We start from the raw sequence: 14,413 nt of genomic DNA on the forward strand, positions 1-14,413 counted from the left end.
ACTAAATCAGGGTGGGCCGCCCTCGTCGTCCGACGGGTCGGTCGGGTCAGGAATGGGTGAGGGCGAGGTGCTCGAACTGGGACCTGTGGCGACGCTGGAGTAGGTACCGGAGCCATCGAACATCAAGTAACACAGTGATCCTTACGCAGTCTTGGTCAGCAGGGGGAGTAGTTGACGGCGCGCCACCATCGCATCGGCGAAGTGGTTGAGCGCCTCGGGCACCGAGCCCGCCGCGGGGAACTCGATGCCGGCGTCGCGCAGGGTCTGTTCCACCGCGCGGCTGGCGATCATCGACCACTCCACACCGGCGGCGGTGCACACGTCGTCGACGGCGAAGAGCAGCGAAACAGCTTCGCGGGTGAAGGAATTTACGCCGCTGAGGTCGAGGACGAAGGGCTTCTCGGCAAGGATGAAGCGGTCGGTGTATTCGCTGGCCCGCTCGACGTTGGCGCCGTCGAGATGACCCGCGATCGTCACCACGGTGGCCAGTTGACGGCAGTGCGCCCGAATGCCGGCGCCATCGCAGTGAAACGTCGGATTGCCGTACATCGCAGCCTCCCTCGATCTGTTGGTGACACAGCGCGCCGTCGGTGGCGTCACATAACTCAAGGTAGTGAGGCAATCTAAGGCGGCTGGGTGTATCTACTAATACTTCGGTAAGAACTGCTCCCGCCGACGCTCAGCAAACTCGCCGGTAACTTTCTCCCCGGTAACCTTCAGGTCGGCGGCTGGTGGTGCTGCCGTCCGGTGTAGTTGGCCCACGGGTCGTAGTCGGCCAGCAGCTCCTGCTGCGGCGGGCGGTCGTGTTCCGCCACGTGCTGGAGGTTGATCCGGATCCGGTACCAGATCGAGCTGGGGCCACGCATGCCGTCGACGAGAACATCTGCGGGCGTGAGCTTTTCGGCCGCCGCGGGATGCGCTTGGCGCCACTGCTGCAGCGCGGCCAGTGCCTCGTCCTTGGTTTTGGTCCTGGCGATCTCGATCAACGGCATCACCGAAACCCGGCGGCCGTCCGTGGACTTCCTGGCGCCCCGGGGGGCCTTCTCGGCCGGACCGAGCCGGTCGGCCAGGTCCAGCAGGGCGTCCAACCCGCCCGCGGCGTCGTCGATGCCCTCCCACGGGTCCCCCCGTTCGGCGAACCGGGCCGGCACCGTGTGCACGGTGAACTCCTCGGGGCGGCAACCGGCCACCTCGTCCCAGAGCAGCGGCATCGACACCCGGGCGTCCGGCGTGGCGCGCACCGAGTAGGCCGACGCGACGGTGCGGTCCTTCGCGTTCTGGTTGAAGTCGACGAACACTCCGTGCCGCTCCTCCTTCCACCACCGCGCGGTCGCCGACTCCGGTGCGCGCCGTTCGACCTCGCGGGCGACGGCCTCGGCGGCGAGGCGGACCTGCGTGAACGGCCAGCGGCGGTGGAGGCGCGCATAGATGTGGAAGCCGCGCGAGCCCGAGGTTTTCGGCCACGACACCAGCCCGTGGTCCTCCAGTACCTCGCGCGCGACGAAGGCGACGTCGAGGATCTGACGCCATCCGACGCCGGGCATCGGGTCGAGGTCGACCCGCAGCTCATCGGGATGGTCAAGGTCGTCGGCGCGCACCGGATGGGGATTGAGGTCCACGCAGCCGAGGTTCACCGCCCAGATCAGTCCGGCGGGGTCGTGCAGTACCGCCTCTTTGGCCGAGGTCCCCGACGCGTACTTCAACTCGGCGACATCGACGAAGTCCGGCCGCTTCTCGGGGGCCCGCTTCTGGAATACGGCTTCGGTTTCGATGCCCTTGACGAAACGTTTCAGGATCATCGGTCGGTCCGCGACGCCGCGCAGCGCGCCGTCGGCCACCGCCGCGTAGTAGCGCATCAGGTCGATCTTGCTCAATCCCAGATCCGGGAAGACCACTTTGTCGGGGTTGGTGATCGGCACCCGGGTACCCGCGATCTCGAACGACTCGCGAGCGGCCATTGCTTCATCGTAGGTTCCAGGCCGCGGTGCGACCCTCGTCACATAAGGTTGACGCATGTCCAAGCTCAGCGATGTCCCGTTGCAGGCCGCCGCCAAGATCCAGCAGACCGTCGGGAAGGCGTGGGATCGGGGTTCGGCTGAACTGCACTACGCGCGCAAGATGTTCGCCGCCGGTGCGTTGAGGCTGGAGCCGCCGCAGAACATCGCCGCGCTGGTGGCCGACATCCGCCGGTGGGGCGAGTTCGGGATGATGCCCGGCCTGAACGCGCGCCGGAATCCCAACGGAACAGCGGTCATCGACGACTTCGGCGAGATGACGTTCAAGGAGCTCGACGATGCGAGCAACGCGGTGGCCAACGGCCTTCGCGCCAAAGGCGTCAAGGGCGGTGACGGCGTGGCGATCCTGGCCCGCAATCACCGGTGGTTCCTGGTGTCGTGGTTCGGCGTGGCGAAGACCGGCGCGCGCATCATCCTGCTCAACAGCGAGTTCTCCGGTCCGCAGATCAAAGAGGTGTCCGAGCGTGAGGGCGCGAAGCTCGTCATCTACGACGACGAGTACACCGCGGCGGTCGCCCAGGCCGAGCCCGAACTCGGCAAGCTGCGCGCCCTGGGCGTCAACCCGGACAAGGATGAGCCGTCGGGCAGCACTGACGAAACCCTCGAGGAGCTCATCGCGCGCACCAGCTCGAACCCGCCGCCCAAAGCCACCAGGCATTCCTCGATCATCATCCTGACCAGTGGCACCACCGGCACCCCCAAGGGCGCCAATCGCAGTGCGCCGCCGTCGCTGGCCCCGATCGGTGGCGTGTTGTCATCGGTTCCGTTCAAGGGCGGGGAAGTGACGTCGTTGCCGGCGCCGATGTTCCACGCCCTGGGCTTCCTGCACGCCACCATCGCGACGATGCTGGGCACCACCTTGGTGCTGCGCCGGCGGTTCAAGCCGGCCACGGTGCTCGCCGACATCGAGAAGCACCGGGCCACCGCGATGGTCGTGGTCCCGGTGATGTTGTCCCGGCTGCTCGACGAACTCGACAAGACCACGCCGAAGCCCGATCTGTCCTCGCTGCGCATCGTGTTCGTCTCCGGCTCCCAGCTGGGTGCCGAGCTGGCGACCAGGGCGTTGAAGGAACTGGGACCCGTGATCTACAACCTGTACGGCTCGACCGAGGTGTCGTTCGCGACAATCGCTGGACCGCAGCACCTTTCGATCAACCCGGCGACGGTGGGCCCGGTGGTGAAGGGGATGAAGGTCAAGATCCTCGACGACAACGGGCACGAGTTGCCCAAAGGTGAGGTGGGCCGGATCTTCGTGGGCAGCTTCTTCCCGTTCGAGGGGTACACCGGTGGTGGCGGCAAGCAGATCATCGACGGGTTGATGTCATCGGGCGATGTGGGTTATTTCGACGACAACGATCTGCTCTACGTCAGCGGTCGCGACGACGAGATGATCGTCTCCGGCGGCGAGAATGTGTTCCCCGCCGAGATCGAGGACCTCGTCAGCGGCCATCCCGAGGTGGTGGAGGCGACCGCGCTCGGGGTCGAGGACACCGAGTGGGGCGCTCGGCTGCGTTGTTTCGTGGTCCGGGTCGAGGGTGCGTCGATCGACGAGGACGCGATCAAGGCGTACGTGCGTGACAACCTGGCCCGCTACAAGGTTCCGCGTGACGTGGTCTTCCTCGACGAGCTGCCGCGCAATCCGACCGGCAAGATCCTCAAGCGCCAGCTGCGCGAGATGGGCCTCGACTGATACCTCGAGCCTGATCCGCGAGCGAGCGTGTCTGCGGCCGCCGCGCCGCAGGATTTCAAGAGTTCGTGCACGCTCGCGCGGGTACCGGGGTTGGAATACCTGGGGGCCGGTGATCGTCGTACCGCTGCGTGAACATCGATCTGACCGCAAAGACCGCACTCGTCACCGGCTCGACCCAGGGGATCGGACTGGCCATCGCCCGGCGGCTCGCCTCCAGCGGCGCCCAGGTGGTGGTCAACGGGCGTAACAGGGACCGGGTGGACGAGGCGGTCGCGACGATCGGCGGGGACACCGTCGGGGTCGCCGCTGATGTGGCGACCGCTGACGGTGCGCAGGATCTGCTCGCAGCGTTGCCGCGCGTCGACATCCTGGTCAACAACCTCGGCATCTTCGGGGCGGTGCCTGCCCGCGAGATCACCGACGACCAGTGGCGCAGCTACTTCGACGTCAATGTGCTCGCCGCGGCCCGGCTGATCCGTCAGTACCTGCCCGGCATGGTGGAGCGCGGATGGGGCCGGGTGCTGCAGATCGCCAGCGATTCGGCGATCGTCATCCCCGAGGAGATGATCCATTACGGGGTGTCCAAGACCGCGCTGCTGGCGCTGTCCCGGGGTTTCGCCAAGGATGCGGCGGGCACCGGTGTCACCGTCAACTCCGTCATCGCCGGGCCCACCCACACTGCCGGGGTGGAGGAGTTCGTCTACCAGCTGGTCGACAAGGACCTGCCCTGGGAACAGGCGCAGCGCGAATTCATGCGGTCGCACCGGCCACAGTCGCTGATCCAGCGGCTGATCGAGCCGGAGGAGATCGCCAACATGGTCACCTACCTGGCGTCGCCGCTGGCGTCGGCGACCACAGGTGGTGCGCTGCGGGTCGACGGCGGCTACGTCGACGCGATCCTGCCCTGATCAGAACCAGCGGTTGCAGACGCGGGTGAACATCGCGCGAATTCCCCCGCGATGTCGCGGAAGTCGAGACGTATTTTGACCACCGCGTCAGAATTGGCGCATGGAACCTCTGGGTCACGGTCGGCTGCGTCGTGGGTTGGCGATGCTGGCCTTCGTGTGTGCGGGCATCGCCGGGTTCACGTTGCTGGCCGAGTCCGCGCCCGCGAGTGCCGATGTGTGCGCCGGGGTGGGTGGCCGCTTCGTGTCGGTCAGCGGATGTGGGAACGTCGCCGACGCGGTGGCCCCCTGGGTGGCACCACCTGCGGCCTACGCACCGCTGCCCGAGGACTATCAGGCCGCACCGCCGCCTCCGCCGCCGCCCCCTCCGCCCGACATCAACGTCTGCGCCAGCGTCGGGCGTCGGATCAGCGTCAGCGGCTGCGTCTAGTGCGCACCGGACCGAGCCCGGCGCCGTTGGCCCACCCCGGGCCGTCCGCCGACTGCCGCCGGCGCTGCGGGTAGCGACTCCGATGCGACTCGTGGTCGACCTCAACCGATGCCAGGGCTACGCGCAGTGCGTTCCGCTGGCCCCCGAAGTGTTGCAGATGCTCGGTGAAGAGGCACTGGCCTACGACCCGAATCCCGATGTCTCCCAGCGACAACGCGTGCTGCGCGCCGCCGCGTCTTGTCCGGTGCAGGCGATCGTCGTCGAGGTCGACCCGCCCGAGGACAGGGACAGCGTGTGACCGCCGACCTGATCGGCGAACTCGTCGACTCGTTCCGCAGGACCGGCCGCATCGTCATCGTGGGTGCCTCGTTGGCCGGTCTGCGGGCCGCGGAGGCACTGCGCGACGGCGGGTTCGGCGGACCGTTGACGATCATCGGGGACGAACCGCACGAACCCTACGACCGGCCGCCGCTGTCCAAACAGGTCCTCAAGGGCTGGGTCGCGGCCGACCACACCAAGCTGCCGCGGCTGCGCAGAGTCGACGCCGATTGGCGCCTCGGTGTCGCCGCGACCGGTCTGGATCGCCGCACCAGACGCGTCCTGCTGGCCGATGGTTCGGCGGTGGAGTACGACCGGTTGCTGATCGCCACCGGGGTGCGCGCACGGCAGTGGCCGAATCCGGACGAGGCCGCCCTGGACGGCGTGTTCACGCTGCGCACCAGCGATGACGCCGCCGCGTTGCAGGCTGCGCTGCGTGCCCGACCGGCCCGGGTGCTGATCGTCGGGTCGGGTTTTATCGGGTCCGAGATGGCCTCGGTGTGCCGCGACCTCGATCTGGCCGTCACGGTCGCCGAACGCGGGCCCGCGCCGCTGGTCGGCGCATTGGGTGGGGTGATCGGTGAGCTGGCCGCCGAACTGCAACGAGGGGCCGGAGTCGACCTGCGCACCGGGGTATCGGTGCTCGGCCTCGACGGTGACGACGCCGGGCACGTGCGCCACGCGCGGTTGTCCGACGGCACCACCCTGCCGGTGGACGTGGTGGTGGCCTCGCTGGGTTCGATCCGCAACGTCGAATGGCTCGACGATGCCGGACTGGCGACCGGGTTCTGGGGCGTGGCCTGCGACGCCGGTTGCCGCGCCTTCGACGTCAACGGGGTGGTGACCGACAACATCTTCGTCGCCGGTGACGTCGCCCGAGCGCCACACGTGCTCTACGAATACCAGTTCATGTCGCTGGAACACTGGGACAACGCCGTCTCCGGCGGCGAGGTCGCGGCCAACAACATGATCAACCTCGAGACCGGCCGCCGCCCGCACCTGCCGTTGCCGTCGTTCTGGTCCGGCCAGTTCGGGGTGAACATCAAGGGCGTCGGGGTGTGCTCGTTCGGCGACGAGATCGTCTTCACCCAGGGCTCACCCGAGGAGTTCCGCTTCGCGGCGGCATACGGCCGGCGCGGACGCATCGTTGGAGCGGTCACCTTCAACCACGGCAAGTGGCTGCCGTACTACGCCGATCTGATCCAGCGCTCGGCGCCGTTCCCGCCCCCGCCGCCCGGTTTCGACCGTCCGGTGCGCAGCGAGCCCGTACCGGCCCGCTTCCCGGACCCCCGGGTGCCCACCGGGATTCCCGATGTGGTTCTCACCGGGCACGACCCCACTGAACGCGGCGCGGAATTCCTGCGCCGGTGACGCCCGAGGAAACCCGATGACGACCGCAGCGCAGGCGTGGGCGCAGGCGATGGCCTTCGCCCACCGTGCCGACCCGTATCCGTTCTTCGCCGAACTGCGCAAGACGCCGGTGGCCCGGGTGGCCGACGACCTCTACGTGGTGACGGGCTATTACGAACTACTCGCGCTCGCTCACGACCCGCGGGTGAGCTCCGACATCCGGCGCAGTCCGCTGCACGGCGGGCGGGCACCGGCCGAGCCGGCCGACGACGTCGGCGGCTACGGTTCCGAGCCCAGCCTGATCGTCACCGACCCGCCCAGTCACGATCGGGCGCGCCGCCAGGTCAGCCGGCACTTTGCCCCGCCGCACGCGCCCGAGTTGATCCCCGGGATGGAGCCCGCGATCGTCGCGTTGTGCAACGAGCTGCTGGACCGGGCGAAAGCCGACGCGCGCACCAGGATCGACGTGGTCGACGACTACGCCTATCCGGTACCGGTCATGGTGATCTGCAAGATCCTCGGGGTGCCGCTGGCCGACGAGCCACGCTTTCACGCCTGGATCTTCGACATGCTTGCCGGTGTCGACCTCGGTCCCGACGCCACCACCACCGAGGGGCAGCTCCGCGCGGCCAAGGCCCGCGACGCTCAGGCCGAGCTGCGCGACTATCTGGCCGGGTTGATCGACGGCTACCGGGGCGGAGACGCCGGGGGACTGCTGGCCGCGCTGGTGAACGACGCGTCCGGGCCGGACGGTGCGATGCCGCCCGGCCAGGCGCTGGCCAACGCGGTGCTGTTGCTCATCGCCGGCCATGATTCGACGGTCAACACCATCTCCAACTGCGTGCTGACCTTCCTGCGTAACCCCGGCACGGTCGAACTGCTGCGCGACCGCCCCGAGCTGATCCCCCGGGCGATCGAGGAGGTGCAGCGCCTGCAGTCGGCGGTGCAGTTCTTCCCCAGCCGCAGCGCCACTGCCGACATCGAGGTGGGCGGCACCGTGATCCCCGAGGGTGCGGCGGTGCATCTGATGTACGGCGCGGCCAATCGTGATCCGCGCCGGTTCGCCGACCCGGACCGTTTCGACGTCTTCCGCCCGGACAACGAGCACTTCGGTTGGGGCAGTGGCATTCACACCTGCGTGGGAGGTCCGCTGGCACGCCTGGAGGTCAACCTGGCGTTGGAGATCTTCCTGCGGCGTGTGCACCGGCCCCGCCTGGTTGCCGACCCCCCGCCGTACCGGCAGAGTCAGATCTTCCGCGGTCCGCGGCACGTGCTCATCGACATCGAGGGCATCGGTGACCGAGCACGCTGACTCGACGCGCGCTCACTCGACTGCGCCCGCCATGATGGCGGTGCCGGGCACTGCGAGGGTCACCAGCATCAGCAACAACAGGAACCAGGCCGCGCCCTGCCAGGAGGTCCAGCCGCTGCTGGCCTTCCATCCGCGGTAGGCGCGGATCAGCGCACCGACCCCGCCGAGGAACAGGGAGGCCGGGACCAGCGCGGCGGCGAAGACCGAATCCCGGGCCCCGAACGCGAAGAACGCGAAGGCCACGGCGGCCACGGCGACGACGGTGAGCGCGTAGGTGACCGCGGCGCGGTGGGACCCGGGATGGTCCAGGCGCTTCTCGGCGAAATCACGATCGTTGGTCATCCCGATGGTGTTCCCCGGTTTGGGTGGCCTATGCGTGGCTGCCTGCGATTGCCTCGGCGACCCGGCGGCCGCTGACCAGCGCCCCTTGGATGGAAGCGGTGTCGCGATGGTCACCGCACACCCACAGCCCGTCCGGCGTGCGCACCGGGCGGCGGACCCGCAGCGGCGGCGGCTGCACCGGCAACGCCTCGCCGACCACATGGCGGGTGACCAACGACCATCGTGATCCGTCGACGCCCAGGATCTCGGCCGCGTGCGCACGGGTCGCCGACTCCGGTGCGGGCTGCCCGCCCGGGCCGAGCAGGGCGGACGCGGCGACCAGGTGCCGTCCCGCGGGTGCGTACCCGGGTGCCACCCCGCTGATGATCGCGGTGTTCACCACCGGCCCGGGCGGGTTCGGCCTGCCGTCGACCCACAGCAGGGCAGGCCCGGGTGGGGCAACATCGTCGGTGGCCCACCAGTCGGTGACCACGCCCTTCATCGCCGGTGCCGGTGTGCCGGTCAGGGTTTCGGCGGTTCGCGGGTCGGTGGCGACGACGACGTGCGGTGCGCGCACGGTGTCCCGACCGTCGGTGACGGCCCATCCTCGACCGTCGCGTGCCACCCGGGTCACCTGCCGGTTCAGCGCGATTCGGTCGATGATCGGTTCGGCCAGCAGTCGTGGCAGTGCCTGCATTCCCGCGGCGGGCAGACCGGGCACGCCCAGAGCGAACATGCGCGCGAGCAGCAGGGTGAATGCGTTGGAGGTCGAGCCCCGGTCGTCGAGCACCACACCGGCCAGGAACCGGTCCACCACCCGGCGGGGCAGCCCGTGCACGCCGCTTCGGTCGAGGGCCTCGGCCACGGTCCCGTCGTGGCGGGCCGCGGTCAGCGCTGCGGGCCGCAAAGCCGGTGCGGCCCAACGCATCAGGGACAACACCTGCCGCGGGCTGAGTCCGCCGTCGGTGAGCATCCGGGGCAGCGCACGCGGGGCGCGCAGCGGGTGCAACCAGTGCCGGGCGCGGTCGGTGTCGCGGACCGCGATCCCGGGGGCGAACGACTGTAGACGCAGTGCCGAAACGTCGAGAGCGCGGTGCACTTCGGGGTAGGCCGGATTGAGCACCTGGAAACCGCGATCGCACCGGAAGCCGTCGACCACATCGGTGCGCACCCGGCCGCCGACCGCGTCGCCGGACTCCCAGACTGCCACCGCGTTTCCGGTGGTGGCCAGCAGGGATGCGCACCTCAGCCCGGCCAGGCCGGCTCCGATGACGAGGACCTCGTAATCGCCGTGCGTCATGGCCCGTACATACCCGTACCGGCCCGCTGTCCGGCGCGCCGCGACGGTGACGTCACCATCCGGTAAGAGTCCTCAACGCAGCGACCGCAGGGTGAACCTGCGGACCGGGCCGGCGGCGGTGGCCCGGCACTGGGAGAACAGGGGTTCGCTCATCTGCTGGTTCAGCCAGACCTCGACGGGCCCGGTCTCGGAGGCCAGCAGCACCCGGACGGCACCGTCGAGCGGCTCGACCGACAGCGGCTGCCAGGCCTCGATGCGGTCATCACCACGGGCCACGCGCGCGAAGTGCTGGGCCGCCTGCACAGCGGGCGGGACCGAGGTCCGGCCGCGCAGGAAGCGGTCGTCGAGCCGGCCGGCGAGGTAGAGCGCGACCAGTTCGGCGCCGTCGGTACTGTCCACCCGGCCGTAGCAGAGTCCCTCGGGCAGGATCAGCATCGTCGCGGCGAACCGGTCGCCACCCAGATGTGAACACTCCCAGGTGATTTCGGGGTACCGGGCGGTGATTGCAGCGGTCGCCGCACGCCCGCGCACCGCACAGCACTGATCGTGTCTGCCGTGTGCGCACACCGCGACGACCGGGTCACCCGACTCTGTGCCGTCACCGCCGGTGAGGTCCAGCTCGAGGTAGTCGCTCGCGCTGTCCACCTCACCGTGGAACAGCGCGTGCCGTCCCACCTCGGATCTGGCGACGAACCACCGCCACCGCGGCTGCTGCCGGCGACGACCGTGCCGGCGGATCGCGGCGATCCGCATGCCGGCGGCTTCGGCGCGGCGCACGATCGCCCGGCCCAGACCGGCGTCGATACAGCCCGGTGACTGCAGAAAGGCAGAGGGACCCCAGCCGCCCTCCAACTCCAGCAGCAGCCAGGACGTGCCGGCCGAGGCGGTGCCGTACATCGGCTCGTCGCGCGCCAGCGATTCCGCACTGCACGGCAGCCGCTGCTCGGTCACGATGGCCAGCCTAGGGAGCGGCCGCGGTGTCCTCCGCCGGCACCACGACGCCTTCGCGGAGCAGGCGCCGGATCACGACGGCGCCGTCCGCGGCGTCCAGGCCGGGCAGCGTGTCCGCGGAGCTGCGACGGCCGCCGAGGATCTGCTCCAGCGCGGCCGCGCAGGACGCCGGGAACGTGAGGGTTTTGTCGGCCGTCGCGACGATGATCCGGCCGTCGGCGTCTCGGCGCAGGCGGGTCTGCAGGCCGCGTCGCATCCGTACCGCGACCGTGCCTGCGCTTTCGGCGGCGCGCAGCATCGCCAGCGGGCGCAGGGCCTCGGGCCGGGTGCGGGACCCGTGCCGGGCGGCCAACCGTTCGGCGGCCTCGGCGCTCAACGTTTCGGCGGTGTCGCGCAGCGCGGTGACCATCGCTGCGATCACCTTGGCGGTAGTCGCCTGGACGGCGTCCCGGTCGGTGGGAGCGGTGCCGATCGGCAGCGGAGCGCGGAATTCGTCGAAGCGCCCCAGCTCCTCGACCACGGCGCGCGCGACATCGAGGCCCGTAGTCGCCGATACTCCGATGGTGAGGTGAATCGAGGTGGTGTCGATCGCCTGCGCGGCGTGCACCCAGCCGCGCGGTAGATACAGGGCATCCCCTGCGTTGAGCACGGTGTCGAGGACCGGCTCGGCGGCCACCCGTTCGGCGATCCGGTCCCGGAAGTCGGTCCACGGCTGATCCGGCAGCGGATGGCGATGGACCGGTTCGTGCACGACCCAGCGTTTACCGCCCGACACCTGCAGGACGAACACGTCGTGCACGTCGTGATGGAAGTCGAAACCCCGGTTGCCCGGTGGGGTGATGTAGGCATTGGCCTGCACCGGATGGCCGATGTCGGTCACCATCTTCGCGACGAACCCGATGAGCGGCGGCCACAACCGGTGTAACCCCTGCAGCACCACGGTGGCGCCGGAGTCGAACTGCGCGGCGACCTTGCCCGAGTCGACCTGGTCGGCGATTTCGGCGCCGAAGCCACCCGGGCCCAGGTAGGACTCCTTGGCCAGTACCTGTCCCTCTTTGGCGAGCCGGATGAACGGCGCGCGGACCCCGCGTTCGGCGATCAGCTCGTCCACCGTCTCGGGTGAGAGCAGGTCGGCGAAATCGCGGGGTAGCGCGTCGGCCGGGCTCAGCAGTGGCTTACGCCCCCAGTACTCGGTGGCGAAGACGTCGGGGTCGACGCCGATGCAACGGCTGAGCACGGCAGTGACTCAGGCGGTGCCGTCGGCGCCGCCGTCGTGGCCTTCGGGGTTGCTTCCGCCGTCGGCGGTTCCCTCGCCGGCCGCGGTGCCGTCGGCGGGTCCTTCGCCGGTCGCGGTGCCGTCAGCGCCGCCGTCGTGGCCTTCGGGGTTGCTCCCGCCGTCGGCGGGTCCCTCGCCGCCGGCCGAGGACGTGGTGATGTCGTCGTCGTCTAACGCCATGAGGTTTCTCTTTTCACTGTCGAGTCATGCGGAGCGCGGACTGCGCGCGCCAGGAGGGTTTGCCCCGCCGCGACAGAGCTGAAACGCCAGGCTCGACCGACTCTGCCGACGGCCTACGGGTCGCGGGGCAGCCCGAGCAGACGCTCGGCGATGATATTGAGCTGCACCTCCGAGGTGCCGCCGTAAATCGTGGTGGCGCGGCTGGCCAGCAGGTAGTCGGCCCAACGGCCGGTGGGCTGCCCGGGGTCGCCGACGACGGCGTCGGTGCCGAACGAGGACACCGCGAACTCGGCATACCCCTGACCGGTTTTCATCGACAGCAGCTTGGAGATCGCGGCGGCGGGCATCGGGTCGCCCCCGGCCAGTGTCAGCAGTGTGGACCGCATGTTCAGGATCTTGGCGGCGTGCCCTTCGGCGATCAGGATCCCCGCGTGGTTCTGCGCGATCTGATCGAACTGCCCCTCGGCGACGAACGCGACGAAATCGTCCAGGCTGGGCAGGAACGGCGGCTCGCTGCTGCCGATGGAGACCCGCTCGTTGGTCAGCGTGTTGCGGCTGACCTCCCAACCCCGGTCGACCTCACCGAGCACCATGTCGTCGGGCACGAACACGTCGTCGATGAAGACCGTGTTGAACATGGCGTTGCCGGTCAGCTCGCGCAGCGGTTTGACCTCGACGCCCTCGCTGGCCATGTCCAGCAGGAAATAGGTGATGCCTTGGTGCTTGGGAGCGCTCGGGTCGGTGCGTGCCAGCAGGGCACCCCACTGCGAGAATTGCGCACCGGTGGTCCAGATCTTCTGGCCGGTGATCCGCCACCCGCCGTCGACCTTGGTGGCTTTTGTGGTCAGGCTGGCCAGATCCGAACCCGCGCCGGGTTCGGAGAACAGCTGGCACCAGATCATTTCGCCGCGGAACGTCGGCGGCAGGAAACGCTGTTGCTGGTCGTCGGTGCCGAACGCGACGATGGACGGGATGATCCACGCCGCGATGCCCATCTGCGGACGCTTGACCCGACCGGCCGCGAACTCCTGGGCGACGATGATCTGCTCGATCGGGGTGGATGCCCGACCCCACGGGACGGGTAGGTGCGGCTGCACCCAGCCGCCCTCGGCGATGGCCGCGTTGCGCTTCTCGCGCGGAATCTCCTTGAGCGCGGCGACTTCGGCGCGGATCTCGTCGCGCAGCTTCTCGGTCTCGGGGTCGAGGTCGATGTTCAGCGGGCGCATCCCGGTCGTGGTGGCGACGTCGACGACCTGCTGCGGATAGTCCGAGGCCCGCCCGAACGACGCCGCCAGGACCAGGGCGCGGCGGTAGTAGACGTTGGTGTCGTGCTCCCAGGTGAAGCCGATGCCGCCGTGCACCTGGATGCAGTCCTGTGTGCAGTGCTGGGCCGCCGCCGGCGCCAGCGTGGCCGCCACTGCGGCCGCGAATTCATAAGCGGAAGCTGAGTTTTCGCGCGCCTCATCGATCGCGCGGGCGGCGTCCCAGACCGCGGCGGTGGCCCGCTCGGTTTCGGCGATCATGTTCGCGCACTTGTGCTTGATGGCCTGGAACTGGCCGATCGGGCGGCCGAACTGCTCACGGATCTTCGCGTACGCCGATGCGGTGTCGGTGGCCCAGCGGGCGACACCGATCGCTTCGGCGGACAGCAGTGTCGAGATCAGGGCGCGCGCGTGGACGCGGCTGAGGTTGGCCAGCACCCGGTCGTCGCCGACCTCGACGGCGTTGGCCCGAACGTGGGCCACCGGCCGCAGCGGATCGACACTGCGCACCTGCTCGATCTCCAGCGCTGGGTTGTTGCTGGCGTCGAGCACCACCCATTCCTCACCGGACTCGATGGCCACCGGCAGCACGAGCAGCGACGCCTGCGCGGCGGCCGGTACCGCCCGCACCTCGCCACGGATCACCAGACCGGCACCGTGGCGGGTCGCGGTCAGCCCGGAGTCGATCGCGTAGGACGCGATCACCGCACCCGAGGCGAGGTCGCCCAGCATCGCGGAGTCAGGGTTGTCGGCGGCGATCAGCGCGCTGGCGATCGCGGACGGGACGAACGGGCCGGGGACCGCTCCGTAGCCGAATTCCGCGACGACGATGGCCAGTTCGAGGATGCCGAAGCCCTGCCCGCCGACCGACTCGGCCAGATGAACCCCGGACAAGCCCTGTTCGGCTGCCGACTTCCAGTACGGCGGTGGGTTGGGGACCGGGTTCTCCAGCGCTTCGTGGAGCACCTCGGACGGGGCCACCCGTTCGACGAAGGCCCGCACCGAGTCGGCGAGGTCGTTGTGCTCTTCAAGGATCGCGATGGGCATTGCTGCTGCACCTCTTCACATCGTTGTGACTCGTCCCAACCGGTTGGTTGGGACCG

At 69.4% G+C, this 14,413-nt stretch carries 14 protein-coding genes; 6 read left to right on the top strand and 8 right to left on the bottom strand.

Annotated features, from left to right (window positions below; all coding sequences use genetic code 11):
- Positions 1-141: 141 nt before the first annotated feature.
- A complete protein-coding gene (locus ACNUDN_RS01785) occupies positions 142-549 on the bottom strand; it encodes an STAS domain-containing protein (protein WP_419120348.1) in 408 nt (135 codons plus the stop codon).
- A 167-nt stretch (positions 550-716) separates the two neighbouring features.
- Positions 717-1,958 (bottom strand): DNA polymerase domain-containing protein, encoded by a 1,242-nt coding sequence (locus ACNUDN_RS01790; RefSeq protein ID WP_419120349.1) that lies wholly within the window; start codon positions 1,956-1,958, stop codon positions 717-719.
- Between the two features lie 55 nt (positions 1,959-2,013).
- On the opposite strand from ACNUDN_RS01790, the gene fadD2 reads away from it, so the two are divergent.
- From fadD2 to ACNUDN_RS01820, 6 genes are all read left to right on the top strand, one after another.
- Positions 2,014-3,705 (top strand): long-chain-fatty-acid--CoA ligase FadD2, encoded by a 1,692-nt coding sequence (gene fadD2 / locus ACNUDN_RS01795; RefSeq protein ID WP_431959225.1) that lies wholly within the window; start codon positions 2,014-2,016, stop codon positions 3,703-3,705.
- Between the two features lie 128 nt (positions 3,706-3,833).
- Positions 3,834-4,613 carry an SDR family NAD(P)-dependent oxidoreductase gene (locus tag ACNUDN_RS01800; protein WP_419120350.1) on the top strand — a complete coding sequence of 260 codons (780 nt, stop codon included), beginning with the start codon at positions 3,834-3,836 and terminating at the stop codon, positions 4,611-4,613.
- Positions 4,614-4,755: 142 nt separating this feature from the next.
- Entirely contained in the window at positions 4,756-5,040 is a 285-nt protein-coding gene (locus tag ACNUDN_RS01805; RefSeq protein ID WP_419124973.1) for a hypothetical protein, read from the top strand.
- Between the two features lie 82 nt (positions 5,041-5,122).
- A complete protein-coding gene (locus ACNUDN_RS01810; protein WP_419120351.1) occupies positions 5,123-5,338 on the top strand; it encodes a ferredoxin in 216 nt (71 codons plus the stop codon).
- On the top strand, positions 5,335-6,729 hold the full coding sequence (locus ACNUDN_RS01815) for an NAD(P)/FAD-dependent oxidoreductase (RefSeq protein ID WP_419120352.1): 1,395 nt from the start codon (positions 5,335-5,337) through the stop codon (positions 6,727-6,729). The genes ACNUDN_RS01810 and ACNUDN_RS01815 overlap by 4 nt, the downstream gene beginning before the upstream one ends.
- A gap of 16 nt (positions 6,730-6,745) precedes the next feature.
- Positions 6,746-8,020 carry a cytochrome P450 gene (locus tag ACNUDN_RS01820; protein ID WP_419120353.1) on the top strand — a complete coding sequence of 425 codons (1,275 nt, stop codon included), beginning with the start codon at positions 6,746-6,748 and terminating at the stop codon, positions 8,018-8,020.
- Positions 8,021-8,032: 12 nt separating this feature from the next.
- Here ACNUDN_RS01820 and ACNUDN_RS01825 read toward each other — a convergent pair whose 3' ends face one another.
- The 6 genes from ACNUDN_RS01825 to ACNUDN_RS01850 all read right to left on the bottom strand — a co-directional run bounded on the left by ACNUDN_RS01825 (position 8,033) and on the right by ACNUDN_RS01850 (position 14,357).
- The gene (locus ACNUDN_RS01825; protein WP_419120354.1) at positions 8,033-8,362 is read right to left on the bottom strand and encodes a hypothetical protein; all 330 of its coding nucleotides are present in this window, start codon (positions 8,360-8,362) and stop codon (positions 8,033-8,035) included.
- Between the two features lie 28 nt (positions 8,363-8,390).
- Positions 8,391-9,641 carry an FAD-dependent oxidoreductase gene (locus ACNUDN_RS01830; protein WP_419120355.1) on the bottom strand — a complete coding sequence of 417 codons (1,251 nt, stop codon included), beginning with the start codon at positions 9,639-9,641 and terminating at the stop codon, positions 8,391-8,393.
- Positions 9,642-9,713: 72 nt separating this feature from the next.
- Positions 9,714-10,595, bottom strand: a complete 882-nt coding sequence (locus ACNUDN_RS01835) for a ferredoxin family protein (RefSeq protein ID WP_419124974.1) — start codon at positions 10,593-10,595, stop codon at positions 9,714-9,716.
- A gap of 7 nt (positions 10,596-10,602) precedes the next feature.
- Positions 10,603-11,829, bottom strand: a complete 1,227-nt coding sequence (locus tag ACNUDN_RS01840) for a cupin domain-containing protein (RefSeq protein ID WP_419120356.1) — start codon at positions 11,827-11,829, stop codon at positions 10,603-10,605.
- 9 nt (positions 11,830-11,838) lie between these two features.
- Positions 11,839-12,048 (bottom strand): hypothetical protein, encoded by a 210-nt coding sequence (locus ACNUDN_RS01845; RefSeq protein ID WP_419120357.1) that lies wholly within the window; start codon positions 12,046-12,048, stop codon positions 11,839-11,841.
- Between the two features lie 113 nt (positions 12,049-12,161).
- Complete coding sequence (locus ACNUDN_RS01850; RefSeq protein WP_419120358.1) at positions 12,162-14,357, bottom strand: acyl-CoA dehydrogenase family protein; 2,196 nt, start codon at positions 14,355-14,357, stop codon at positions 12,162-12,164.
- Between the last annotated feature and the right edge of the window lie 56 nt (positions 14,358-14,413).

Origin of the sequence: Mycobacterium sp. smrl_JER01, assembly GCF_048513595.2 — a bacterium.
Lineage (GTDB): Bacteria > Actinomycetota > Actinomycetes > Mycobacteriales > Mycobacteriaceae > Mycobacterium.

What these genes read in the sequence shown, in the direction of transcription:
- ACNUDN_RS01785 (WP_419120348.1), bottom strand. Translation starts at nt 549, where the DNA reads ATGTACGGCAATCCGACGTTTCACTGCGATGGCGCCGGCATTCGGGCG.
- ACNUDN_RS01790 (WP_419120349.1), bottom strand. Translation starts at nt 1,958, where the DNA reads ATGGCCGCTCGCGAGTCGTTCGAGATCGCGGGTACCCGGGTGCCGATC.
- fadD2 (WP_431959225.1), top strand. Translation starts at nt 2,014, where the DNA reads ATGTCCAAGCTCAGCGATGTCCCGTTGCAGGCCGCCGCCAAGATCCAG.
- ACNUDN_RS01805 (WP_419124973.1), top strand. Translation starts at nt 4,756, where the DNA reads ATGCTGGCCTTCGTGTGTGCGGGCATCGCCGGGTTCACGTTGCTGGCC.
- ACNUDN_RS01810 (WP_419120351.1), top strand. Translation starts at nt 5,123, where the DNA reads ATGCGACTCGTGGTCGACCTCAACCGATGCCAGGGCTACGCGCAGTGC.
- ACNUDN_RS01820 (WP_419120353.1), top strand. Translation starts at nt 6,746, where the DNA reads ATGACGACCGCAGCGCAGGCGTGGGCGCAGGCGATGGCCTTCGCCCAC.
- ACNUDN_RS01825 (WP_419120354.1), bottom strand. Translation starts at nt 8,362, where the DNA reads ATGACCAACGATCGTGATTTCGCCGAGAAGCGCCTGGACCATCCCGGG.
- ACNUDN_RS01830 (WP_419120355.1), bottom strand. Translation starts at nt 9,641, where the DNA reads ATGACGCACGGCGATTACGAGGTCCTCGTCATCGGAGCCGGCCTGGCC.
- ACNUDN_RS01845 (WP_419120357.1), bottom strand. Translation starts at nt 12,048, where the DNA reads ATGGCGTTAGACGACGACGACATCACCACGTCCTCGGCCGGCGGCGAG.
- ACNUDN_RS01850 (WP_419120358.1), bottom strand. Translation starts at nt 14,357, where the DNA reads ATGCCCATCGCGATCCTTGAAGAGCACAACGACCTCGCCGACTCGGTG.